We start from the raw sequence: 23,631 nt of genomic DNA, 5'->3' as shown, positions 1-23,631 counted from the left end.
GCACCTATTTTCAAGAATGCCACACCTATCTCAACTCTCACATCTCAAATCTAGTATCTCATGTCTCAAATCTCACAAACTACCATGGATAAAATATTGGAATGGGCAGTCACTATCAGTTTCATATTGATGATCCTGACAGTCATGTTACAGGTAATTGCCAGATATGCCTTGCCTTGGTCACCACATTGGACAGAAGAAATGGCAAGGTTCTGTTTTATCTATATGGTCAGCTTGGGTGCAGGTCTAGCGGTCAAGGATAGGGCTTATATCAATGTCTCTATTTTTCTAGACCGCCTGACTACAAAAAGCCGGATTTGGATGGATACCCTAATCCTTCTTTCCATTTTCGTATTGATGATGATCATGTTTGGTTTTAGCATTCCATTGATGAAGATTGTAAGTCTGCAAGATTCCGCTGCTATGAAGGTCAATATGGCTTTCATTTATTTTTCTATGACATGCATGTCCTTCTTTGTGGCCTATTATTCCATGATTGAGATTCAGAGAAATTTTAAAAAAATCCTTCAGAATCAATGACTATCCTGCTATTCATACTTTTTCTGCTGTTGTTGGTTTTTGGATTTCCCATTGCATTTGCCTTGGGATTGGCCTCCTTTGTTTATATCCTATTTTCGGACTTGCCCTTGATTGTCATTCCTCAAAAAATGTATGCGGGGCTCGATGTTTTTGTATTGCTGTCCATTCCTGGATTTATTTTGGCAGGTAATCTGATGAATGCCAGTGGCATCACCAACAGGATCATTCAATTGTGTAATGCGCTTTTCGGACATATCCGGGGTGGTTTGGGATTGGCAAATGTGGGTGCTTCGATGTTGTTTGGCGGAATATCAGGAACTGCTATTGCTGATACGGCGAGTATCGGCTCGGTGATGATTCCAGCCATGGAGAAGGAAGGCTATGACACGGACTTTTCCTGCGCAGTAACTGCAACTTCCTCCACAATCGGACCAATTGTTCCTCCAAGTTTACCAATGATCATTGCAGCCACTTTGACCGGACTATCAGTAGGGAAGTTATTTGTTGCTGGGATAATCCCAGGTTTTTTGCTAGGAATGGGTTTGATGCTTGTCACTTACATCATTTCAGTCAAAAGAAAATATCCCAAAAATCCCCGTGTCCCATTTGTGCAAATGGCCATGAGTTTTTACCAGGCATTCTGGGCAATTTTGATGACGCTCTTAATTCTTTTTGGAATAATTGGAGGTGTGTTTACCCCGACAGAAGCTTCCATTGTAGCGGTGGTTTATGCCATGGCGATTGGGCTTTTTGTCTACCGTGAACTCAAGTTCAAGATGATTCCCAAGATTATCCTGGATTCTGCTAAGATGACTGCCTCATTGATGGTGTTGGTCGGCTTTGCCAATCTCTTTGCTTGGATCATGACCGTAGAGGAGATTCCCCAAATGATTGCTCAAAGTTTATTGAGTCTTACTGAAAACAAGATTTTCCTCCTCTTGCTCATCAATCTGCTGCTGCTAATAGTCGGGGCTTTTATGGAGACGATTGCGTCTTTGCTGATCCTGTTTCCTGTTTTGCTCGGAGTAGCTGTACATATCGGAGTGGACCCGATTCAGTTTGCGATGATCATGGTGATGAACTTGGTCATTGGACTTACCACGCCTCCTGTCGGGGTATGTCTTTTTGTTGCTTCCAGTATCGGTAAGATTCCCATGGAAAAAATTGCCAAGGCTGGAGTTCCTTTTCTTTTGGTAAGTTTGTTTGTCTTAATGCTCGTGACCTTTGTGCCGGGAATTTCCCTTTTTCTTCCTTCTTTGTTTTATGATTGAAAAAAAGTCTATAGACGACAGTTGACAGTCCATAGCTGCTACAATGGAACTTCAATTCGGGTTTTAGATGGTTAATTGCACGAAAGGTTAAACACATAAATTCTTAAATACAATACGGGAAGTACATATGATTTTTGAAATTTATTGTAACCACCGTTACAGTAATGGCGGTTACAGTAATCAATACTTTTCCTCTTCCTTACCGCCAACCAAATCAAATAGGTTTTGAATTTCCATAAAACCTACTATGGACCATAGACTATGGACTCCCATTGACAATCCGGCATTTCCCACACTTCATCCACCTAATCCTACACTTCAGTCAGCTTTAATTTTTTGGCTTTGCCTTTCTCCACACTTTTGGATCAAATATCAAAGCAATGAAGGCACTTTTCACTATCTGTTTGTTTTTTCTCGTCAACCTGACCTTGGCCCAAACCACGATCAAAGGGATTGTCAAGGACAATAAGGGAGAGACTGTTCCAGGCGTGAATATTTTTCTAAAAGGAACTTACGAAGGAACTTCCTCAGAAGTCGATGGAAGCTATGAATTGGAAACTGACGAAACAGGAAAGTTCATTTTAGTTTTTCAAGCAATGGGTTTCAAATCCCAGGAATTTGAAATTGACCTGAACGGTTCTGCACAGACCTTCAATCCCATCCTAAAAGAAACCATCAACGAAATGACGGCTGTGACCATCACCGCTGGAGCGATGGAAGCTTCAGATGAGAAAAGAGCGGTTGTCTTGAGACCGATCGATATTGTGACTGTGCCCTCGGCGATGGGAGATATCATCGGGGCATTTCAGACTTTGCCCGGAACTGCCAATGTGGGAAATGACGGACGCCTTTTTGTCCGCGGGGGAGATGCCTCGGAGACTTCGATTTTTATCGATGGGATGAAAGTCGGAAATGCTTTTGGCACCACGGCTTCCAATGTCCCTACCCGAACACGTTTCAATCCCAACCTTTTTAAGGGCTCTTTCTTCAGTACAGGAGGTTATTCCGCAGAATATGGACATGCGCTTTCTTCGGCTTTGGCTCTCAATACGGTGGACATTCCGGTCAGAAACCAAGGAGATATCAGCTTGATGTCCGTTGGCGTGGGATATTCTCAGACTCTGGTTGGGGAGAAAAACAGCCTGACCGCAACAGCAAATTACATGGACTTGTCACCTTATCAAGCCATGGTTACTCAAAATTTTGATTGGGAAAGGGCTCCTTACGGCTTCGATGCGGAAGTATCTCTCAGACAAAAGTGGGGCAAAAGCGGCATGGTCAAAGCCTATGCCCACACCGAGTCGGGCGGTATGAAAATCTGGCAGAAAATTCCCGGTTCGGAAGGCCGCGGCCAATTGGTTGACCTTAAAAATCATTACACTTTCACTTCTGGATCTTTTAAGCAAATCGGCAAAAACGATTGGAGCTATTACGGTGGCATTTCTTATTCCAACAATGTGGATGAATTTACTTTGGATCAAATTGATATCAGAAATCAAAACCAAGTAATCCATGGCAAAGCAGTAGCACTGAAAGGTTTCTCGGATAAGTTTTCCTTGAAGACAGGTTTGGAAACCTATCTCTTCAGCTATGAGGAAGGATTGAAATCAGAAAACCTGATCAGGGATTTCAATGATTTCCATGCAAATATTTTTACCGAAGGAGATTATTATGTCAGCAACAAACTGATCTTCAGAGGAGGACTGAGGGCTGGCCACAGCGTGTTGGCAGATCAGACTTGGTTGGATCCAAGGTTTTCTCTTGCATACAAGTTTGAGAATGAAGGGCAGGTTTCCTTGGCTGCCGGGCAATTCAGCCAAATGCCCGTGGAACAATTGAGGATTGCCAGCCCTGAAGTTCAAAATACGATTGCGAACCATTTGATATTAAATTATTTCCTCACCAAAAACGGCAGGACCATCCGCGCGGAAGCATTTTATAAGGATTACAAAAAGATCCTGACTTATGAAGGAACACAGTATTTCTACAGAAACATCCAGCAAAACGGAACGGGCTATGCGCAGGGTTTCGATGTATTCTACAGGGATCAGAAGACCGTCAAGAACACGGATTTCTGGGTGACTTATAGCTTTGTGGACAGCAGGCGAAAGTTTGCGCAATTTACAGAAATGGTTCAGCCGGGTTTTGCGCCAAGGCATAATGCCTCGATCGTAGTGAAGCATTTTGTGTCAGGATTGAAATCCCAACTCGGAGGTTCCTTTGCGATCAACGATGGCTATACTTACACGGATCCGAATTTTGCAGGGCAGATGAATGCCAAGACCAAAGGATTCCGGGATTTGAGTCTGAGCTGGAGTTACCTGCCAAAACCGAATCTGATCATCCATTTTGCCTGCTCCAATGTATTGGGCAGAGACAATATTTTCGGTTACCAATTCAGTCCCACTCCAAATGAATCAGGCAAATACGAGAGCCTTCCCATCAGACAGACTGCTCCAAGATTCATATTCGTAGGCATCTTTCTGACACTTTCCAAAGACAAAACAGCAAACAATTTAAACAACTTATAAAACTAGAAACCATGAAAAAGCACACCCTATTTATCGCATTATTGATGTTCATTGCCTCTATTGCAAACGCCACAAATGAAGCCTACGAAAAAGCCATGCTGAAAGAAATCCAAGCTTTGGGTAAGGCAGGGCCTGTTTCTGAACTTCAAAAAAGTGCCAACTCTTTTGCAAGAATTGCAGAGATGAATGCCGGGGAATGGCTGCCGGACTATTATGCTGCTTTGGCTTATGCCAATATGGGATTCAGGACTGAGGGAGGATTGGAAGAAAAAGACGGATACTATGCCCAAGCCAAAAAACACATCGAGAAGGCCAATGCAATTTCCCCAAATAATTCTGAAATCGTAGCTGTGGAAGGCTATATCATCATGGGAGAACTCGCAGCCGACTCCAATTCTAGAGGACAAAGCCTATCCGGTTTGGCGATGCAGACTTTCGGCAAAGCCATCGGACTAAACCGACAAAACCCAAGAGCGATCATTTTGATGGCTCAGATGGAATATGGGATGGCTCAGTTTTTTGGTCAGGGACCTGAGAAAGCTTGTGGCTTGGTAGGTTCTAGTCTGGAACTTTTTGCCAAGGAATCATCAGAAGCCAAAGAAGGTAATCTCAATCCGACTTGGGGAAAAGGCATGGCTGAAGAAATGAAAGAAAGAACCTGCAAATGATTTGAGAGTGGTCTTGCCTCATGATAAGGCAACTTCCCTTTTGATTAAATGAATACTTGGGCAGGCCACGAACTGGACCTGCCCCATTCTCTATCTTTCTGAAATTTCAAAAATGCAGCATATCTTCAATAATGAAATCGGTTTAATCCATTTTATAGCCTCCGTTTTGGCTTTGGGATTAGGTTCGGCAGTGTTGCTGATGACCAAAGGAAGCAAAACCCATATCCGAATGGGATATCTCTATGTGGCAAGCATGGCGGTCTTGTTGGTGACGGCCTTTATGCTTTACAATTTATTTGGCAAATGGGGGATTTTTCATTATTTCGCAGTGGTCAGTTCTCTCACTTTGGCTTTGGGGATGATTCCGATTTTCTTGCGAAATCAAATCAAAAATTGGGCTTATCTTCATTTCTCCTTTATGTATTGGTCGGTGATGGGCCTATATGGGGCATTTGTAAGTGAGATGATGACGAGGATTCCCGAGACTCCATTGTACAATATGGTCGCAGTGGCTACGGGTGGGGTGATGGTAATAGGCGGAATTGTATTCGGGTTTTACAAGCCCAAATGGATGAAAATCATGGGAACGATACCAAAACTAAAGAAAAGCAAGGGTGAATTTGCGTAAACGTCCACAGACGACAGTCGACAGCCACGCAAAATTGATCGCAAACCATTATTGGTTTGGCTTCGTGCAACGAACGGCTACACATAATTCAAGGTCGTTTAGTTAGGGGGTTCGATAAACTTTTCCAAAGTTCCGAATGGATGTTTTAAGATTTTCATGGACTGGTCCCAACTTTGGAAAAGGTTTGTATAATGCAAAAGCTTATCTAAACGAAATTGATACATAATTGATAATTTTCAAAACCTAATGACAATGAAGAAGAGACTTGAAATTTTGAATACCACCAAAATCCTTTCAGGAGTATTACTTCTGATTTTGATGTCTTCTTGCGCTGACAATGTGCCTGTAGACCAATGCCTGACCGGACAGACCTACGGGTTTTTTTGGGGAATCTGGCATGGGATCATCGCCCCGATCAGTTTGGTGATCAGTCTGTTTGACAAGGAAGTGGCCATGTTTGCGGTAAACAATACTGGGTTTTTCTATGGGTTGGGTTTTCTGATCGGCTCCGGCGGTTGGGGGATTTTGGCTTCCAAAGCAAAAAAGGATTGATACATTTAGATTCAAATAGGAATTTCTCAAAATAAACCTCATTTAAGGAAAAATCCATGAGCAAAAATTTCTACAGTTCGGCCACTATCTTCAATTCCGCCAAGCGGTTTTTCATCCTGAATTTTGTGATTTCCACGATAATAATGCTGATTTTCTGCCCAAGCTGTTTTTTGTCTTTGGAAGGCATTTCATCCATTATCCCGGACTGGGTTTTTTCATTTTTGATGTCCGCTTCTTTGAGTATGGGGGGATTCAAGGTGGAGGAGTATTTTGACCCTAGGATATCCTGGATCGAGAAACCTGTAAAAAGACTTGTCCTAACAGCTTTGGCTTACATGGTTTACTCTTTTATCGTCAGCTTTATTTTGGTGTTGGGGTATGTTTTGGTCACTGTGGAGGGGGTCACGCTGTCGAACATCAGTTGGATCCGGATGTTGAATAATACCCTGATGCCGATATCAGTTGCCTTAATTATCATAACTATTTTCATTTCAAGGTCTTGGCTGTACGAATGGAGGTCTGCGGCCATCGAAGCCGAACAGCTCAAATCCGAAAAATTTGCCAGCCAATACCAATCCCTCAAAGACCAGCTCAATCCCCATTTTCTGTTCAATTCCCTGAATGTACTTTCCAACCTCGTCTATGAAAGTGCGGACAAGTCGGCGGAATTTATCCAACAGCTTTCCAAGATTTACCGGTATGTGCTCGATGTCCAAAACAGAGAACTCGTAGGCTTGGAGAAGGAAGTGGTTTTTGCAGAAAATTATTTGAGTCTCCAGAAAATACGTTTTGAGCAAAGCCTGGAATATTTCATCGATGTCCATCAGATGAAAGGTTGGAACATTCCGCCGCTTTCGTTGCAGCTGCTTTTGGAGAATGCCATCAAGCACAACATTGCGAGTATGGAGCTGCCATTGAAAATTTTTATCCAGCAAACTCCGGATTCTCTGATCGTCAGGAATAACCTCCAACCCAAACTCACTAAAGAAATGGATGACAGTGGAATTGGTCTGGAGAATATCGAAAAGCGCTATGCACTTCTCAGCGACAAAAGCCCAAAAATCACCAAGACCGAAACTGAATTTATTGTCGAGTTGCCACTCCTCAAACTTGAAAAATCATGAAAATTCTGATTATTGAAGATGAGCGGCCTGCTGCCAACAGGTTGAGGCAGTTGGTTTTAGACTTGCTTCCAAATGCGGAGATTTTTGGGCATCTGGATAGCATTACTTCTGCGGTAAAGTGGCTCGAATCAAATGTGTTCCCGGATCTCATTTTCTGCGATATCCAATTGGCCGATGGGCAGAGCTTTGAGATTTTTGAAAGGGTAAAGGTCAGTTCTCCGATTATTTTCACTACGGCGTTTGACCAGTTTGCGATCAAGGCATTCAAGTTAAATTCGGTAGATTATCTCCTCAAACCCATTGACCCACAGGAATTGGCGCAAGCCATCCAAAAATTCCAGTCTCTACAAATTAAGCCGAGCATAGAACTCCATCAGATACGGGAATTGCTTTCCCCCAATTCAAGCCATCATAAAAGCAGGTTTTTGGTGAAGTTTGGCGAAAAGATCCAAAGCGTACAGACGGAGGATATTTCCATTTTTTACAGTGAAGAAAAAGTCACTTTCCTGCAAACTGTGGAAGGGAGAAAATATATTTTGGACTATACCCTTGACCAGTTGGAAGCCATGTTGGACCCAAGGAAATTTTTCAGACTCAATAGAAAATATATAGCTTCCTTTTCCTCAATAGCTGAAATCCACACCTACTCCAACAGCCGCCTGAAAATCAAATTGGCAAACTGTACCGACAACGACATCCTGATCAGCAGGGAGAAGGTAGGGGATTTTAAGGAATGGCTGGATGGATGAAAGGGAAGTACGAAGTACGAAGTATCCGAGAGGGAAAGGGTAAGAGGTGAAAGGTGGTGGGGTTTTAAAGTTGAAAAGTTTCAAGGGTATAAAGTTGCTAGCAAATGAAATTTGTGAACACCTTTTCCAATTAGCAAGTATTCCTCTTTCATTTTCAAAAACATATCTTTACGTTAGCCGAAATAATTAATTTATGAGAAACCTTGCGATTGTTTTTTTGATGTGTGGATTAGCTTGCAGTCCCAAGGCTGGTACTGACGGACAAATTGATTATAAAATGGACACGGTGGTCGTCGACTCCAAAGGTGGAATAATCATGGGAGCGACTAATCTGTTTTTAAGTGATTTTGACAAAAAGCAAACCACTCTTTACCATTACAACAATAAAACTGCAGAAGTTGAAGTAATAGATCTTGGAAATTTATCCATACAGGATGGGATAAATTTAGAGCCGGAAGGGCCGACTGGTGTGGGAAAAAATGTCCACAGGTTTTATTATTTAGGAGATAGCATCTTTGTTTTTGATAATTATTTTGGTTTGAGTTTTTTAGAGAAATCATCCGGTAAAGTCAAAAGAATTAAATACGTTGATTTTGAATTTTTCAAAGAACTACAAGAGGCAGCAGATCATTTTACCAATAATTTTTGTTTTTTGAATTCAGGCGCAAAATTTATAAGTCCTGTATATTCCAAAGAGAATGATTTTAAATTCCTCGCATTGGTGGACCTTGGAGGAGACCGATTGGAAAAAATAGAATTTGAGGAATTAAAAGTAATCAACAACTTTAATGTTACTCTTAAAAGCGGTAACTCCCGGCGGTCGATTATCCAACCTGTTAACATGTTAAAAGTGGATGACTTGATCTATATCTCCAATTCTGCCAACAATGACATTTTCACATATCATATTCAAACACAAGAACTCAAGAATCTAACCATTGAAGCCAATAAATTACCAGCAGGAAAATCCGGGACGTACAAAAAGGAAATTGATAATTTTGATGAGTTTGCTGAAATTTTTACAAGGATGTATTTTGAAATCGAATATAAGGAGGTTGTCAGAAATCCATCAAATGGCAATTTTTATAGATTTGCTATGCAGAAGGTAAGAGAGAAGACAGATGAATTACCCGCAAAATTTGATATTCATTTGGTGGCCTACGACAAGGAGTTTAAGCTTTTAAGTGAAACATTCATGTCTGAAATGAACACAATACCCCAAGTATATTTCTGGAAGGATGATGGCATTTGGCTCCATGAGAATATTGACGATGAGTTGGCTTTTGTCCGGTTATTGTTCATGCCTTGACTTGGGTTAGAAAGTTCGAAGGTAAGGGAGTGTGGAAAATATTGGATTTGATTTTTGTAAGAGGTGAAAGGTAGAGGGTACGAAGTATCAAGTGTCAGAAAGGGTAAAAGGTGAGAGGAAGAGGGTACGAAGTATCAAGTACCAAGTACAAAGTATCCGAAAGGGAAAGGGTAATTGGTGAAATAAACCTCTCCTTGTCATATCGACCATAGGGAGATATCTTTTTGAAGGGTTAAGTTGGAAGGCGGAAGTACGAAAAAGATGAGGTGAGAGGTGGTGGGTACGAAGTGTCAAGTGTCAATAGGAATGTGGCTTTAGCCCATTCACAAATAAGTGCCGCGCAAAAAATCGGCTTTAGCCAAAACAATGAGACAGAATTATGATGTCCGCAGCTCCGGTGATATCATTGGTACCGGAGGGAGAGTGTCCTTTATTCTCAGCTTAACTTCCTAAAAAAATCTTCGGTCCATGGCTGAATCGTAGCAAACTGAAATTTAAAATTCGGATAGGTATCCAAAAACAATTGGTATTTTTTGATTTTGGCCATTCTTTCATCAAATTTTACTTCTATGGCCAAAGGTGGGTTTTCATCAGGAAGAACAAAGTCTATTTCATTCCCATCTGCCGTCCTCCAAAAACGGATTCCATCAGTTCCAAATCTGTCGGCCAACACCCTAAATACTGTCTGTTCCCACAATTCGCCTTTGTCAGGCCGCTGATTGACAGGGGTAAAATTGTTGAGCAAGGAATTTCTCAGACCCGTATCCATCAGGTACCCTTTGGGCATCTTTACCAATTCCTTTCTGATATTGGCAAAAAACGGCTTTACTAATGACAGGTGAAAACACTTCCCCATCACTTCAAGGTAGCTAAGAATGGTTTCGTTTCTGACTTTCAAAGTGTTGCTCAATTCATTGACATTGACCAATTGGCCTGTTTGCGAAGCAAGGATTTGAAACAATTGATAGAATACAAGTTCATTTTGAACGCCTGCTTCTATGATGTCTCTTTTGATAAATGAATCCCTGATTTCTTTGAGGATTTCTATCTTTTCACTGACCAAAGGTTCGGTGATGACAGCGGGATAACCGCCATACAGCATATATCCCTCCCATTCCAAGCGGAGTAAATCTATTTTCAAGCTTTTTGCTTCAGGTTGCTCTCTTATTCTGACTACTTCCTGCCAAAGATTTTCTTTGCCCTGAAGCATCAAAAAATCCTCAAAATCACAGGTCATGAGGTGAAAAATCCTTTTCCTTCCCGCCAATGAATCCCTGAATTTTTTGTCAATATAAAAAGCGCTGCTACCGCTTGCGACGATTTTGATCAGGTGACTGTACTCATCATAGATCAATTTAAGGAAGTTGGAAGGGTCGGATAAGTATTGGATTTCATCCATAAAGACCACGGTTTTTTGATCTTGCGCCGGGAGGTATGCCAATAAGTTCAGCGGATTGGCATCAAGCTCCGCCAATAAGGATTTGTTTTCGAGGTTGATAAAAATCTGGGGAATTTGCTGTGCCTGACAATATGTCTTCAGGTCTAGCAACAAGGAGGTTTTCCCCGTTTGCCTTGCACCTGTCAGGATCGTAAATTCCTTTTTGGGGAGATGTTGGAGTAGCTTTTCGTAGAGTTTCCTTTTCATTTTCGCAGGATTTCCTAGTCAAATGTACGAATTCATAAATGGAAATTTTATAAGAGTAGTAAAATTATCCGATAATTTATCTAGTCAACTAGTAAAAATATCGGATAATTTACCTAGTAGACTAGTAAAAATATCGGATATGGCTTTTAATGGAAGTTTGATTTTTTGCTTCTCTCTCAATTTTCAATCGAAAGAATTGAAGTATTTTGAGCACCCAACAACTTTTAACGGTTTGATTTTTGGATTTCATTACGAATCCACTATTTTTAGTTTTATCCCAAATTTTATGAAAAACTACCTTATTCTAATTTCAATACTTTTTCTCTTTTCCTGCGGAAGCAGTACCGAAAAGAAGGCTGATTTCTCCCAAATGACTTTTTCCTTGGATACAGTTATGGTGGATTCGAAGGATGAGATATTATACCTGAATGGCAACCTGATGCAATCAAGCCTCAGTCAGGATTTGAAATATTTATACAACTTCAATCAACAGGAATTCAGTCTGGAAAAAATCAGCCTTGACAGGCTAGAACTCGAAAGAAAAATCAAAGTTGAAAAAGAAGGACCAAACGGAATAGGAGGTAATTTTTCCAAATTTTACCTTCTAGGGAGTGAGAGGTTTTTGGTTCAGGGTTATTCCGGATTTTTTATACTGGATTCTGCGCTGAAAATCTTGGAGAAATTGGTGTATGCCGATTTTGAGGAAGGTAGTTTTCCGCCTAGTGAGTATATGATGGATTTGATATTATTAGTATCAGATCCTAGAATTTTTTATGGATTTTCCGTCGATTGGGAAACCAAAAAACACGCCTTCAATAAAGTCGATATCGAAAAAATCACCAATACAAGATTTGATCTTCCTGAGTTTGATAAACTGAAAAAATATCAGATTGAATTGGTTTTGGATGGAAACCCTGCAGGTGGCGTAGGACCATCTTTAAGTATCTCCAATTCTGATAATAAAGTTGTTTTGAGCAATGATACTGCCAATGAATTTTATGTATTGGCAAGTAATGAACCCTTACTTAAATATGTAAAGCTGGAAAGTTCATTGACACCAAATAGAAAAAAAGAGTATTCAATAAACCAAGTAGAGTCTATTGAAGCTTTATCAGAACTCTATAAAAAGTCGTTAGAAGACATTAATTTCAGTAAACCTGTTTGGGATAATGAGAATCGGATTTTCTATCGATTTTCCTATTTTAAACGATTTTTAGAAAAAGAAAATGAAGGGGATCAACCACTGGACCTACCTGAAAGTAACGATGAAGTTTATTTGACGATTTTAGATGAAAATCTACAAATCATAGGAGAATCTAAAGTTCCCGAGCTTAAAAGAGCTCCAACAACCCATTTCGTCAAAGACGGCAAAATCTGGATTTTTGAGAATATCGACGATGAGATGGCTTTTGTCCGCTTAAGCATCGATTCCAAATAACCCTCCAAGGGTTCGAAACCCTTGGAGGGTTTTCTAAAACCAATCAAACCCCCATCCAATGAAAAATCTACTCTTTGCGATTTCAATGCTTTTTCTCTTTTCCTGCAGTTCCAATACCGAAAAGAAAGCTGATTTCTCCCAAATGACTTTTTCTTTGGATACAGTTATGGTGGATTCGAAGGATGAGATACTTAATCTGAAATCAGGGCTTTGGTCATCTGATTTTTCTACTGACAAAAAATACCTCTACAATTTCAGCAGTTATGACCATAGTATAGAAAAAATTGATCTTGATTTACTTGAATTTGTGGGGAGATTTCCTTTTGAAAAAGAAGGACCGAATGGAATTGGTGATTATATCGGACTGATCCAGTATTTACCCGCAGAGCGCTTCTACATCAACTCCAACCTCAAAAATGGCATTTTCAATCTGCAGGGTGTGAAGGTTGGCGATTTGAATTTTAAGTATGAGGAACTCCAAGGTGATTCCCTGCCGATTCAAAATCGGTTGGCGTACGGGTTTGTATTTGATGAAAAGCCAAACCAAATTATTGGTGTCTTCAGGGATTGGTTTAATAGTGAAACTACTTTTGGAATACTTGATGTTAGGCAAAAGACCTATCTAGATAAGGCCATAAAAGAGTTTGATTTTTTAAAGAATTTCACAACTGTTTTAAATGGTGACCAAGGTTATCCTATTGCAATTATAGTTCCTTGGGTTTGGGCAAACAAGGAAAACGGCAAGATTATTATTGGAAATAATGCTTCCTCTGATCTATATATTTATGATTTTGCATCTGATTCCCTTTGGTTTGAAACCTTTGAAAGTAGATTGACAGCCAATAGAAAAACAGGGACTTATCCGGCTGAAGCGGCATCCAAAGAAGAGTTTGATGTTTTAAACAAGACTTTTGGTGAAGGCATTACTTTTATGAATCCAGTTTGGGATCCGGCAAAGCAGGTATATTTTAGGTTTTCCTTTTTGCAAGAATTCAAAGAAGAGGAAGGCAAAAGTGTCAATGAGAAGGCAGTGGTCTATTTATCTATTTTGGATCAAGACTTTAATCTGGTCTCCGAAACAGTGGTTGATGTGTTGGACAAAAGACCTAATTTCCACTTCGTCAAAGACGGCAAAATCTGGATTTTTGAAAATATCGACGATGAAATGGCCTTTATCAGATTGAGTATCGATTCCCAAGAGTAACGCTCCAAGGGTTTGAAACCCTTGGAGGGTTTTCTAAAACCAATCAAACCCCATCCCATGAAAAATCTTCTCTTTCCGATCTCAATGCTTTTTCTCTTTTCCTGTGAGAACACAGTCAAAGAAGAAGTCAAAGATTACTCAAAAATCACGCTGACAATGGACACGGTCGTGGTGGATCCGGGTGATGAAATCATCAATCTGAAATATGGGCTCTTTAACAATACCATGAGTGAAGACAACAAATTTCTTTTTTTGTGGAATCAAGGAGAAACCACTTTGGATAAAATCAACCTTGAAGAATTGAGGTTGGAGAAAAAAATTCAGTTTGAAAAAGAAGGTCCAAATGGAGTTGGCGTGTATATGGGCTGGATGAGTTTTTTAAATGAAGATACAATTTTGATGTCAAGTATGGGAAAATTCAGCCTATTCAATTTGAGGGGAGAAAAAATTCGGGAGTATAAAAACACCAAAGAAATATTTGAAGAAGACAGTTTAAGTGAAGATGAATATTTTCTCAAAAATCCAATTATAATAGAGAACGGAGATATATTTTACGGGTATTTGAGCAATTTCAAGGATAATAATTTTGTTTTTTCTAAGGCTGACTTCAAAGAAAAGAAATTGAGAAGATTTGATTTAGAAGGATCTCAGGAACTCCCGGATTATAGAATTGTATTTACAACCGGAAATATGGGATCCATAATTGGCTCAGAGAAAAGTGTGAAAAAAGTCGGTGATTTGATTATACTCTCCAGTTCGGCTTATAACAGATTATATGTCTTGGATTTGAAACAAGATTCGATTTATCAGGTCAATTATTCCCCAAGGCTTACACCAACGGGAAAAAAGGGAGGATATCCAGAAAAGCTGGATTCCGAAAAACGCTTTAAAGAATTGATGGCAGAAATTGATGAAGAAATCAATTTTCAGCCGCCGGTTTGGGATGAGAAAAACCAAAAATTCTACCGCTTTTCATTTGAAACCCTCCCTAGTGAAATCAACGAAGGTCCTTTGTTACGGAGTGCAGACCAAAGACCCATTTCCAAGGTTTACCTCAGTGTTTTTGACGAAAAGTTCAACCTGTTGGGAGAGACCCTCTTGGATGAATTGAAACATGTCCCCAATACTGTTTTCGTCCGTGACGGCCAAATCTGGTCCTATGTCAATGTGGAGGATGAACTTGGTTTTGTGAGAATGAGCATCAATTATAAATAACTAACCCTCCAAGGGTTCGAAACCCTTGGAGGGTTTGCCCAAATCCAATTATCAAATCTAACCAATCAAAATCCTATCCCATGAAAAATATACTCTTTCCGATTTCAATGCTTTTTCTTTTTTCCTGTGATAACTCAGTAAAAGAAGATGTCAAAGATTACTCAAAAATCACCCTGACAATGGACACGGTCGTGGTGGATTCAGGTGATGAAATCATCAATTTGAAAGGTGGCTTGTGGTCTAGCACAATGAATTCGGATAAATCCAAGCTTTATCTATGGGACTTTCAGGCTTTTACTTTAGACATTATCGGTCTTGATGAATTGGTATTGGAGAGAAAAGTTCCTTTCGACAAAGAAGGGCCAAATGGAGTCGGGTCCAATGTCAATTGGATGAGTTTGCTGGACGATAATCAAATTCTCCTCGCTAACTTTCAGGGAATGGGCATCTTTGACCTTAATGGCAAAAAGTTATCGGACCTGAAGCTTGAGAAGGATAAATTTGAAGGAGACAGTTTATTAGAAGGAGAAATTTTTCAAAACAAATCTTTTCCTATAGCAGGCGGAAGTGTGGTTTACGGTTTGCTGTTAAACCCTTGGAAGAGCGCAAAAAAATCAATGTCGAAAGTAGATTTTGAATCCAAAACCATCAAAAAAATGACATTGCCTGGTGAAGCGGAATTGCCGGAATATACCGTGGAGTTAAATTCGGACCAAATGATGACGACTATTACTTCTGAAAAAACCATCCAAAAATTTGGCAACAAGCTGGTTTTATCCAGCACAGGCTATACAGATCTATATATTTTGGATTTGGAAAATGACAGTGTTTACCATGTTGATTATTCTCCTCAACTATCGGCAAAAGCTAAGAAAGGTGGCTATCCATCAGAAGTCAAGTCAGTTGAGCATCTGAGGGAAGTCATTCAGGGCATTCATGCAGAAATCAACTTTCAGCCACTGATTTGGGATGAAATAAAAAAAATATTTTACAGGTTTTCCTTCGAAACATCCCCTATGGAAAACACTGATTGGCCCTTATTCCTATCAGCCGAGGAAAAACCATTATCCAAATTGTATTTAAGTATTTTGGATGAAGATTTCAATCTTCTCGGTGAATCCGATCTAAGCCATTTAGGAAGTGTGCCTACTTATGCTTTCGTCAAAGACGGTAAAATCTGGTATTACGTCAATGTAGATGACGAATTGGGTTTTGTGAGAATGAGCATCAATTATGAATAACTAACCCTCCAAGGGTTCGAAACCCTTGGAGGGTTTCACAATATGATATCGCATTGCTTATTCCCACTTATCTCGCGCAGCCTATCTCTACCATATTTCACCAAAGGTATATTTCTATTTTTTATTTTGATCAACTGCAAAAAAAGTTTTATTCTGGAATCTCATATTTTACTTCCTGTTTAGTTGTTGGTGGGGGGGGGGTACAACGATGAGTTTAGAAGATTGTTTGGTTTTTAGAAATCTGAACGTCCATTTTTGACTGGTAAAAAGAGTCTGGTTAGAGTTCATCTTTTGGATATATTATAAATTATATTTAGGTTTAGTTACTTGTGGTTTAAACAAGTTCTATTACAAAAACATCTTCTTTTAAAGGCAATGTTATAGTATGAAAAATTCCTACTTAGTCACAAGAAAGTTGCTTGAGCTGCTTGAAATCCCTTTTACAAGCCATTTTTTAAATGATCTTATTGATTCACACCCAGAGCAAGAGAGTCTACTATCCATTTCAGATACACTTACCAAATACAAAGTTGACAGCCTCGCCATTCAGATCGGGGAAGATAAGCTAGATCAGATTCCCCTGCCTAGTGTGGTCCAAATGAATGGAGACTCCTATCCTATTTTCAGTTGCGTATCTAAAGTCTCTGAAGATAAGGTGACTTATTTGGATGAAAAAGGAAAAATTTCTGAGATTTCCCGAAAGGAATTTGTAACAAAGTGGACAGGCATAACCCTCCTTATAGAAAAAAAAGAAAATGCTTCGGAGCCGGGGTATGAAAAAAGGAGAAAAGAAAACCTGACATATCTTTCTTTAATCTTCCTACTGGGAACAGTAGGGATTTTGTGGCTTATTGGATTATTGGGAAGTTTGGATGGAAATGTAAGCTACTTGATCGGTGTGTGGTCTTTATTTTTCTTAAAATCCGCTGGCCTCCTGATCTCAGCAGTCTTACTCTGGACCGAAATTGATAAGGAAAATGCTGCTATAAAAGAATTCTGCTCAGGGGGAAAAACTGTGGACTGCAATACAGTTTTGGATTCATTTTCACTCGGCGGATCAATCAGTCTCAGCAGTATAGCATTCGCTTATTTTTTCTCAGGGGTTTCCTTATTGATGATAACCTCATTTTCCGGATCAGCCTTGCAATTATTGAAAACCCTAAGTTTTGCAAGCTTGGTAATTGTACCCATTTCGCTATACTATCAGGGAGTGAAAATCAAAAAATGGTGTCTGCTCTGCCTATGGATTTCCGGGGTACTGATCTTGGAGTTTGTCTCAAGTCAGATGCTATTGACCAACCTTGATCCTACAGGATTGATGGAGTTGAGCCTATTTACTTTTCTTTCCTTGGCAAGTATCCTGATCTGGTTAAAGTTAAAGCCTTTCCTACTCTCAAAAGGCGAGAAATATAGGTATAAAAGTAAATTGGCTAAGTTTATGTCAAATAGGGAAGTATTCGATTTTTTAGCTTCCGGTTCCAGAAAAATCACGTCAAATCCTGAAGGTTTGGGAATCTTCCTAAAAGGTGAATCTTCAAAGTACCATATCCTCAAAGTATGCAATCCTTATTGCGGTCCCTGTGCCAAAACCCATCCCTTGTTAGAGGAACTGTATGAAGCAGGGAATATCGACCTACAGATTTTATTTCTTTCCGGCGGCAATGATGAAGTCAAACTGAATACTGTCAGGCACCTGATGGGAGTAGCATCCAAAGGAGATGCAGCTTATACAAGGAAGGCTTTGGATGATTGGTATTTGCCTAATGTCAAGGACTACTCTGTATTTGCCTCAAAGTACCCATTGAATGGAGAACTGAAAAGACAGGAAGACACTGTAAAAAAGATGGAAGCCTGGTGTGAAGCAGAGCAGATTACCCATACCCCAACGATCTTCATCAATGGGCATGAGCTGCCAGAGAGCTATACTGTGGAGGATCTGAAATATGTCTTGGTATAAAAGTTTAAAATAATGGCATTAAAAATATTCGATCGCGATGAATGGTCAGAAGCTCTAGCTGACCTTAATGTCTGGGGTTCCAAATAACATTTTAATTTTTAAAAACATGAAAAAGTTAAGTTTAGAAATGCTAAGGCTTACTTCTGATGAAGTATTGGGAAGAAGTCAGATGAAGAAGATTACGGGAGGGTATGGGGGTTTACTTGTAAATGGGTTTGCAGTTGTGGATCTGGACTCTTTACACTTTACGATTGTACAACGAACCCAACGGAAATATGTCGAGTAGTTTATGGATCTAATGGTCATTGTGTTCCTCAATCTTAAGGAATAGATTAAAGTTGAAAAATGATAAAAGGAGGGCTTGTAAGCTCTCCTTTTAGTTAAAAAAATCTTTGAAAACATGCTAAAGAAAAAAATTTCACAAAAAATTTGCACTTATTTAATTATAAGTATAGTCATGGCAGGTTGTAAGGAAAGCCCTGATTCTGGCTTGGTGACCATACCAATACCCAATAGTGTTCATGCACCGGTTCTTTTATCTGAAATGTCTCAAGAAGAAGCTAGAATTCAATTAGAAACCAAAAACGGAGTTTTTTTAGGGCATATTTTTGAAGTTAAGCTACATCGGAACAGGTTATTAATTTCCGACATCAAAAGAATTTCAATTTTTGATATGGAAGGGAACTTTATCCAATTCTTAGGTAAGCAAGGGGAAGGGCCTGGGGAGTATAAGAGTGTTACCTCTATGGATATTGATGAAGCTACAGGCAATATTTATGTTTCGGCATGGAACAAATTGATGGTCTATGACTCGAACTATCAGTTGATCGAAGAAAGAAAACTTGATTATCACCTCAACTATTTAAAAATTTTGGATGGAGAGCTGTGGACAGTTTCTGAGGAGATTGGGATAAAGATTGGTGATAACTTTGCTAATCAAACCAATATTTACAAGCTGGATGATGCTTACCAAATTTCTGATACCATTCCGTTTAGAACCATCATTTTGGATCATGTCCATATCGGAGGAGCGGGATTTAGATTTTGGTTATCTGATATTGAAGAAGGACTGTATATGTTTATGCCAGTCCTTACACCTGAAAACATGATCCGCGATACTTTGTATCAGGTCATGGAGAACAATATTGTAGTGCCGGCAGTAAAGTTCCAATTTGAAAGGAAGCAATCATTAGACGAAAGTGGATACCAGACCCTATTGCTTATTAATATATTCAACAGTACCTCCTATTATATTTTGGAATATGAGCAAGATTGGGAGCGGTTTAAGTTTTTATATGACAAAAAAAATAAGAAGGGTTATAATCTTCAAGGTGGGCTGATCGATGAAGATGGTGATCCTGTGTTTTTGAGGCCATTGGTCTTGAAGGAAGACCTTTTTTATTATATCAAAAAATTTGAATTTGAAGACAAAACAATTGAGGAGAAAAATCCAATAATTGGGATTGTGAAATTAAACTAAATACTGTCAGGCACTTGATGGGAGTAGCATCCAAAGGGGATTTAGCTTATACAATGCGGGCCTTGGATGATTGGTATATCCCAAAGGAAAAGAACTACTCTGTATTTGCCTCAAAATACCCCTTGAATGGGGAACTGAAAAGACAGGAAGAAATCATAAAAAAGATGGAAAAATGGTGTGAAGCAGAGCAGATTACCCATACCCCAACGATATTTATCAATGGGCATGAGCTGCCAGAGAGCTATACTGTGGAGGATCTGAAATATGTCTTGGTATAAAAGTTTAAAATAATTGTATTAAAAATATTCTATCGCGATGAATGGTCACAGCTCGGGGTGACCCAAATAACCTGAGCAAGATTAGCGTCGAATACCGATTTAATAAATGTTCAACAATCAAAAAAAAAAATCTATGAAAAAGTTAAGTTTAGAAATGCTGAGGCTCACTTCAGATGAAGTGCTTCAGAGAAGTCAGATGAAAAAGATTACGGGAGGGTATGGGGGTTCTGGATCACCATGTAGTGTAACACGATGTTCATCTACGGTTCGATGCTGTCCTGGAGATACTTGTAGTGATGCTTCCGAAAATGGGTGGTGTAGGAAAGCCTAAACTTAATCCAATTCTTAAATTAGAAAAAGAAGCCAGGTTTTTTTGGCTTCTTTTTCTAGCTGAAACAATCTTTATGAAATATTTAAAAATTTTTGCAATACTATGGATTTCGATCTCTTGTACAAAAGGTAAACTTGAAAATGAGTATCAATCACTTAATTATTCACTTGATACTGTGAGAATTAATTCAAATGGTAAAAATCTGGATTTGACTAGGTTCCTTGCTATTTCGGATTTGGATAATGAAAGAAACTCAATTTTCTCCTATAATGAATTTGATCATTCCGTAGATGAATTGGATTTGAATACACTGTCATTTGCAAAGAAATATTCATTTGAAAAAGAAGGGCCTAATGGAACAGGTGAATACTTCTACACCTTCAATGTTATGAAAGATTGTCGATTTTTTATAATGTCTTATGAAAAGTCTTCGATCTTTGATTGCAACGGAAGCTTAAAGCAAGGTGTGGATTGGATCAATTCCAAAGATTTGGGTGGGGCCATTTATGGTGAGATTCCACGTAATCAAGTTTTTGTGGAATCAAACGAATTGAAGGTTTTTGGTCTTGGGTACGATAATATTAAAAAAGAAGTTTACCTGGATATGTTGTCAATTGAACATGACACATTTAAAAGATTTAACCTTAATTCGAAAAAATCATATGCTGATTTAATTTTGGCGATTGAAAATACATCTATTTTTATTGACCCCGAGGTATATTTAAAATACGAAAACAACACCATAATTGTGAGTTTTGAATTTTCTAATGAAATCGTATTGTTCGATCCTAAAGAGGATTTTCTGAAATTTATAGATTATAGTCCAAAAAAGACTCCTAAAATCGTAAAAAGCATGAATGGGATTAACATCGCCTCCAGGGCGCATATGCAAAAAGAATTTCAATCTTTTTTAGAGCAAGTAAAATATTACCCACCTGTATGGGATTCATTAAATAAACAATATTTGCGCCTGTCATCTACTAGAGTTTTTCATGAGATTGATAATGATCTGGCTTTAGTTCCAAAGACAAAAGAAATAAAGAATTATTTGTCTGTGTTTGATGCGGAATTTAATCTTATAAACGAATTAGAAATACCTGATTTATCTTATACCCAAGGTTTGTATTTTGCGAAAAATGGGAGCTTATGGGTATTTATAAATTTAGATGACGAAATGGGTTTTGTTAGAATTAACTTAAGTAAATAAAATGACAGGGTAAATAGTTTCGGTTTTTTCTTAAACTTACTTAGCAAACACATTTTGAAACCCACCTTCCCATTCTACAAACAACCCGATTCCAAGGACTGTGGGCCTACCTGTCTTCGCATCGTTGCCAAGCACTATGGCAAGCTGATATCACTGCAGGAGATAAGGGATATTTCAGAGACGACAAGGGAGGGTAGCAGTTTGCTTAAGTTGAGTGAGGCTGCAGAGGCCATGGGATTCAGGACCATCGGGGCTAAGTTGAATTTTGAAAGGCTGAAAAATGCACCCTTTCCCCTGATTGTTCACTATGATAAAAACCACTTTGTTGTTGTTTATAGGATAAGGAAAGATGTTGTCTTTATTTCCGACCCGGCCTACGGCTTGATCAGTTTGTCAAAGGAAGAATTTATTGCAAGGTGGATAGGTAACAACGCTGATGAGAATTCCAAAGAAGGTATCACCCTACTGTTGGAAATCACCCCCGACTTCAAAAAATTAAAATGGGAGGACAGTAGTAAGCGGTCATTGGGCTTCCTGTTTAGGTACCTGACCAACTATAAGAATCTGATTATTCAGCTTTGCATTGGATTATTGGTGGGTAGTCTCTTGCAGTTGATTTTCCCTTTCCTGACCCAGAGTATTGTGGATGTTGGGATTCAAAATCAGGACATAGGTTTTATATACCTTGTGCTTTTTGCACAGATCATGTTGTTTGTAGGAAGGACCAGCGTGGAAGTGCTGAGGAGTTGGATCTTGCTCCACCTTACCACGAGGATCAATATTTCCCTTGTGTCAGACTTTTTTATCAAACTGATGAACCTACCCATTTCTTACTTTGATACCCGGATGACCGGTGATATCATGCAGCGAATCGGGGATCATCGGAGAATAGAAAATCTGCTTACAGGAACCACCCTCAATACCCTTTTTTCTTTTTTCAATCTTGTCGTGTTTGGAGCTGTCCTTATTTACTATAGCCTGACTATCTTCCTGATATTTCTGGGAGGCAGTATTGTTTATATTGTATGGATCCTGTTTTTTATGAAGCGGCGCAGGGAATTGGATTATAAGCGTTTTGCCCAGTTGAGTCAGGAGCAAAGCACAGTGATAGAACTGATCAACGGCATGCAGGAAATCAAAATGCATAATGCCGAAAAGCAAAAACGATGGAGCTGGGAATTTGTACAGGCAAGGTTGTTTAGTGTCTCTATCCAATCACTGACTCTTGAACAGACACAGGAGGTCGGTTCCTCTGTGATCAACGAACTGAAGAATATCCTGATCACATTCACCTCTGCTATCCTGGTCATAGAAGGAAACCTCACCCTGGGGATGATGTTGGCGCTCCAATACATCATCGGGCAATTGAACAGTCCCATAGCCGAATTGGTCGGATTTATCAGGGCATATCAGGATGCAAGCATCAGTCTGGAGAGACTCAACGAAATCCATGACACGGAAGAAGAGGATGAGGATCAAAAGAATAACCGTTTTATCCGAAATATCAATCCTGATGAGGAGTTGTCGCTCAAGAACCTTTCTTTCCGGTATAAAGGCGCGGATGAAAATGTGCTCAATGGAATCAACCTTACGGTACTACCGAGAAAAATAACAGCAGTAGTCGGAGCGAGTGGAAGCGGTAAGACCACTTTGATGAAACTTTTATTGAAATTTTATGACCCTACCACCGGCGATATCTTATATGGAAGCCATGACCTGAAATCCATTGCAGCCAAAAGCTGGCGAAACCACTGCGGGGTAGTAATGCAGGAGGGTTATGTTTTCAATGATACGATTGCTGCAAATATCGCTGTTGGACAGGACCGGATAGACCAGGAAAAGCTACTGAAAGCTTCCCGAATCGCCAATATCCTTGACTACATCCAATCATTGCCTCTTGGCTTCAACACAAAAATTGGCAATGAAGGTGTTGGCATGAGCACAGGACAAAAACAACGTCTATTTATAGCCCGTGCGGTATATAAAGATCCTGAGATTCTCTTTTTTGATGAGGCAACATCGGCCTTGGATGCCAAAAATGAACGGCAGGTTATGGAAAACCTGAATCAATTCATGCAGGGCAAAACAGTATTCATCATTGCCCACAGACTGAGTACAGTAAAAAACGCTGATCAAATAGTAGTCATCGACCAAGGGAAAATATCAGAACAGGGGACACATGAGCAATTGGTTTTATCAAAAGGAGTCTACTTCGACCTGGTAAAAAACCAACTAGAACTTGAAAATATTAATGTAACCTGAC

The 23,631-nt window shown here is 39.4% G+C and carries 20 protein-coding genes; 19 read left to right on the top strand and 1 reads right to left on the bottom strand.

The annotated features are described in order from the left end of the window. Window positions 1–60: 60 nt before the first annotated feature. The 9 genes from M3O96_RS05675 (at window position 61) to M3O96_RS05635 (ending at window position 9,372) form a co-directional block, all read left to right on the top strand. Window positions 61–540 (top strand): TRAP transporter small permease, encoded by a 480-nt coding sequence (locus M3O96_RS05675; RefSeq protein ID WP_249719334.1) that lies wholly within the window; start codon window positions 61–63, stop codon window positions 538–540. Next, a complete protein-coding gene (locus M3O96_RS05670) occupies window positions 537–1,811 on the top strand; it encodes a TRAP transporter large permease (protein ID WP_249719333.1) in 1,275 nt (424 codons plus the stop codon). The genes M3O96_RS05675 and M3O96_RS05670 overlap by 4 nt, the downstream gene beginning before the upstream one ends. Window positions 1,812–2,191: 380 nt before the next feature. Continuing rightward, window positions 2,192–4,342 carry a TonB-dependent receptor gene (locus M3O96_RS05665; protein WP_249719332.1) on the top strand — a complete coding sequence of 717 codons (2,151 nt, stop codon included), beginning with the start codon at window positions 2,192–2,194 and terminating at the stop codon, window positions 4,340–4,342. Window positions 4,343–4,353: 11 nt separating this feature from the next. Further along, entirely contained in the window at window positions 4,354–5,010 is a 657-nt protein-coding gene (locus M3O96_RS05660; RefSeq protein ID WP_249719331.1) for a hypothetical protein, read from the top strand. A gap of 112 nt (window positions 5,011–5,122) precedes the next feature. Further along, entirely contained in the window at window positions 5,123–5,638 is a 516-nt protein-coding gene (locus M3O96_RS05655; protein WP_249719330.1) for a DUF2306 domain-containing protein, read from the top strand. A 252-nt stretch (window positions 5,639–5,890) separates the two neighbouring features. Continuing rightward, window positions 5,891–6,190, top strand: a complete 300-nt coding sequence (locus M3O96_RS05650) for a hypothetical protein (RefSeq protein WP_249719329.1) — start codon at window positions 5,891–5,893, stop codon at window positions 6,188–6,190. A 56-nt stretch (window positions 6,191–6,246) separates the two neighbouring features. Further along, window positions 6,247–7,314 (top strand): sensor histidine kinase, encoded by a 1,068-nt coding sequence (locus M3O96_RS05645; RefSeq protein WP_249719328.1) that lies wholly within the window; start codon window positions 6,247–6,249, stop codon window positions 7,312–7,314. Further along, entirely contained in the window at window positions 7,311–8,063 is a 753-nt protein-coding gene (locus M3O96_RS05640) for a LytR/AlgR family response regulator transcription factor (protein WP_249719327.1), read from the top strand. Before M3O96_RS05645 ends, M3O96_RS05640 begins: the two co-directional genes overlap by 4 nt. A gap of 193 nt (window positions 8,064–8,256) precedes the next feature. Further along, entirely contained in the window at window positions 8,257–9,372 is a 1,116-nt protein-coding gene (locus M3O96_RS05635) for a DUF4221 family protein (protein WP_249719326.1), read from the top strand. Between the two features lie 436 nt (window positions 9,373–9,808). On the opposite strand, the gene M3O96_RS05630 is transcribed toward M3O96_RS05635, so the two are convergent. After that, window positions 9,809–11,017 (bottom strand): ATP-binding protein, encoded by a 1,209-nt coding sequence (locus tag M3O96_RS05630; protein WP_249719325.1) that lies wholly within the window; start codon window positions 11,015–11,017, stop codon window positions 9,809–9,811. A 286-nt stretch (window positions 11,018–11,303) separates the two neighbouring features. Here M3O96_RS05630 and M3O96_RS05625 point away from each other — a divergent pair, with 286 nt between their 5' ends. The 10 genes from M3O96_RS05625 to M3O96_RS05580 all read left to right on the top strand — a co-directional run bounded on the left by M3O96_RS05625 (window position 11,304) and on the right by M3O96_RS05580 (window position 23,630). Beyond that, window positions 11,304–12,455, top strand: coding sequence for a DUF4221 family protein (locus tag M3O96_RS05625; protein WP_249719324.1), 1,152 nt, complete (start codon window positions 11,304–11,306; stop codon window positions 12,453–12,455). A 58-nt stretch (window positions 12,456–12,513) separates the two neighbouring features. Then, on the top strand, window positions 12,514–13,659 hold the full coding sequence (locus M3O96_RS05620) for a DUF4221 family protein (RefSeq protein ID WP_249719323.1): 1,146 nt from the start codon (window positions 12,514–12,516) through the stop codon (window positions 13,657–13,659). A 57-nt stretch (window positions 13,660–13,716) separates the two neighbouring features. Further along, window positions 13,717–14,874, top strand: a complete 1,158-nt coding sequence (locus M3O96_RS05615) for a DUF4221 family protein (RefSeq protein WP_249719322.1) — start codon at window positions 13,717–13,719, stop codon at window positions 14,872–14,874. A gap of 80 nt (window positions 14,875–14,954) precedes the next feature. Continuing rightward, on the top strand, window positions 14,955–16,115 hold the full coding sequence (locus M3O96_RS05610; protein ID WP_249719321.1) for a DUF4221 family protein: 1,161 nt from the start codon (window positions 14,955–14,957) through the stop codon (window positions 16,113–16,115). 385 nt (window positions 16,116–16,500) lie between these two features. Next, window positions 16,501–18,072: a cysteine peptidase family C39 domain-containing protein gene (locus M3O96_RS05605; protein WP_249719320.1), complete on the top strand. Its 1,572-nt coding sequence runs from the start codon at window positions 16,501–16,503 to the stop codon at window positions 18,070–18,072. 106 nt (window positions 18,073–18,178) lie between these two features. Next, window positions 18,179–18,358: a hypothetical protein gene (locus M3O96_RS05600; RefSeq protein WP_249719319.1), complete on the top strand. Its 180-nt coding sequence runs from the start codon at window positions 18,179–18,181 to the stop codon at window positions 18,356–18,358. Between the two features lie 114 nt (window positions 18,359–18,472). Further along, entirely contained in the window at window positions 18,473–19,552 is a 1,080-nt protein-coding gene (locus M3O96_RS05595; protein ID WP_249719318.1) for a DUF4934 domain-containing protein, read from the top strand. A gap of 17 nt (window positions 19,553–19,569) precedes the next feature. Beyond that, window positions 19,570–19,830 carry a DsbA family protein gene (locus M3O96_RS05590; protein WP_249719317.1) on the top strand — a complete coding sequence of 87 codons (261 nt, stop codon included), beginning with the start codon at window positions 19,570–19,572 and terminating at the stop codon, window positions 19,828–19,830. 308 nt (window positions 19,831–20,138) lie between these two features. Further along, window positions 20,139–21,368: a DUF4221 family protein gene (locus tag M3O96_RS05585; RefSeq protein WP_249719316.1), complete on the top strand. Its 1,230-nt coding sequence runs from the start codon at window positions 20,139–20,141 to the stop codon at window positions 21,366–21,368. A gap of 54 nt (window positions 21,369–21,422) precedes the next feature. Further along, complete coding sequence (locus M3O96_RS05580; protein ID WP_249719315.1) at window positions 21,423–23,630, top strand: peptidase domain-containing ABC transporter; 2,208 nt, start codon at window positions 21,423–21,425, stop codon at window positions 23,628–23,630. Window position 23,631 lies beyond the last annotated feature (1 nt).

The sequence above is a fragment of the Aquiflexum sp. TKW24L genome (assembly GCF_023502205.1).
Classification (GTDB): domain Bacteria; phylum Bacteroidota; class Bacteroidia; order Cytophagales; family Cyclobacteriaceae; genus Cognataquiflexum.
This window is presented reverse-complemented; position numbering and strand designations above follow the sequence as displayed.

Coding starts and splice junctions, on each gene's coding strand:
- M3O96_RS05605 (WP_249719320.1), top strand. CDS start 16,501: ATGAAAAATTCCTACTTAGTCACAAGAAAGTTGCTTGAGCTGCTTGAA.
- M3O96_RS05615 (WP_249719322.1), top strand. CDS start 13,717: ATGAAAAATCTTCTCTTTCCGATCTCAATGCTTTTTCTCTTTTCCTGT.
- M3O96_RS05585 (WP_249719316.1), top strand. CDS start 20,139: ATGGGTGGTGTAGGAAAGCCTAAACTTAATCCAATTCTTAAATTAGAA.
- M3O96_RS05665 (WP_249719332.1), top strand. CDS start 2,192: ATGAAGGCACTTTTCACTATCTGTTTGTTTTTTCTCGTCAACCTGACC.
- M3O96_RS05640 (WP_249719327.1), top strand. CDS start 7,311: ATGAAAATTCTGATTATTGAAGATGAGCGGCCTGCTGCCAACAGGTTG.
- M3O96_RS05630 (WP_249719325.1), bottom strand. CDS start 11,017: ATGAAAAGGAAACTCTACGAAAAGCTACTCCAACATCTCCCCAAAAAG.
- M3O96_RS05610 (WP_249719321.1), top strand. CDS start 14,955: ATGAAAAATATACTCTTTCCGATTTCAATGCTTTTTCTTTTTTCCTGT.
- M3O96_RS05655 (WP_249719330.1), top strand. CDS start 5,123: ATGCAGCATATCTTCAATAATGAAATCGGTTTAATCCATTTTATAGCC.
- M3O96_RS05590 (WP_249719317.1), top strand. CDS start 19,570: ATGGGAGTAGCATCCAAAGGGGATTTAGCTTATACAATGCGGGCCTTG.
- M3O96_RS05620 (WP_249719323.1), top strand. CDS start 12,514: ATGAAAAATCTACTCTTTGCGATTTCAATGCTTTTTCTCTTTTCCTGC.
- M3O96_RS05635 (WP_249719326.1), top strand. CDS start 8,257: ATGAGAAACCTTGCGATTGTTTTTTTGATGTGTGGATTAGCTTGCAGT.
- M3O96_RS05595 (WP_249719318.1), top strand. CDS start 18,473: ATGCTAAAGAAAAAAATTTCACAAAAAATTTGCACTTATTTAATTATA.
- M3O96_RS05600 (WP_249719319.1), top strand. CDS start 18,179: ATGAAAAAGTTAAGTTTAGAAATGCTAAGGCTTACTTCTGATGAAGTA.
- M3O96_RS05660 (WP_249719331.1), top strand. CDS start 4,354: ATGAAAAAGCACACCCTATTTATCGCATTATTGATGTTCATTGCCTCT.
- M3O96_RS05675 (WP_249719334.1), top strand. CDS start 61: ATGTCTCAAATCTCACAAACTACCATGGATAAAATATTGGAATGGGCA.
- M3O96_RS05625 (WP_249719324.1), top strand. CDS start 11,304: ATGAAAAACTACCTTATTCTAATTTCAATACTTTTTCTCTTTTCCTGC.
- M3O96_RS05645 (WP_249719328.1), top strand. CDS start 6,247: ATGAGCAAAAATTTCTACAGTTCGGCCACTATCTTCAATTCCGCCAAG.
- M3O96_RS05650 (WP_249719329.1), top strand. CDS start 5,891: ATGAAGAAGAGACTTGAAATTTTGAATACCACCAAAATCCTTTCAGGA.
- M3O96_RS05670 (WP_249719333.1), top strand. CDS start 537: ATGACTATCCTGCTATTCATACTTTTTCTGCTGTTGTTGGTTTTTGGA.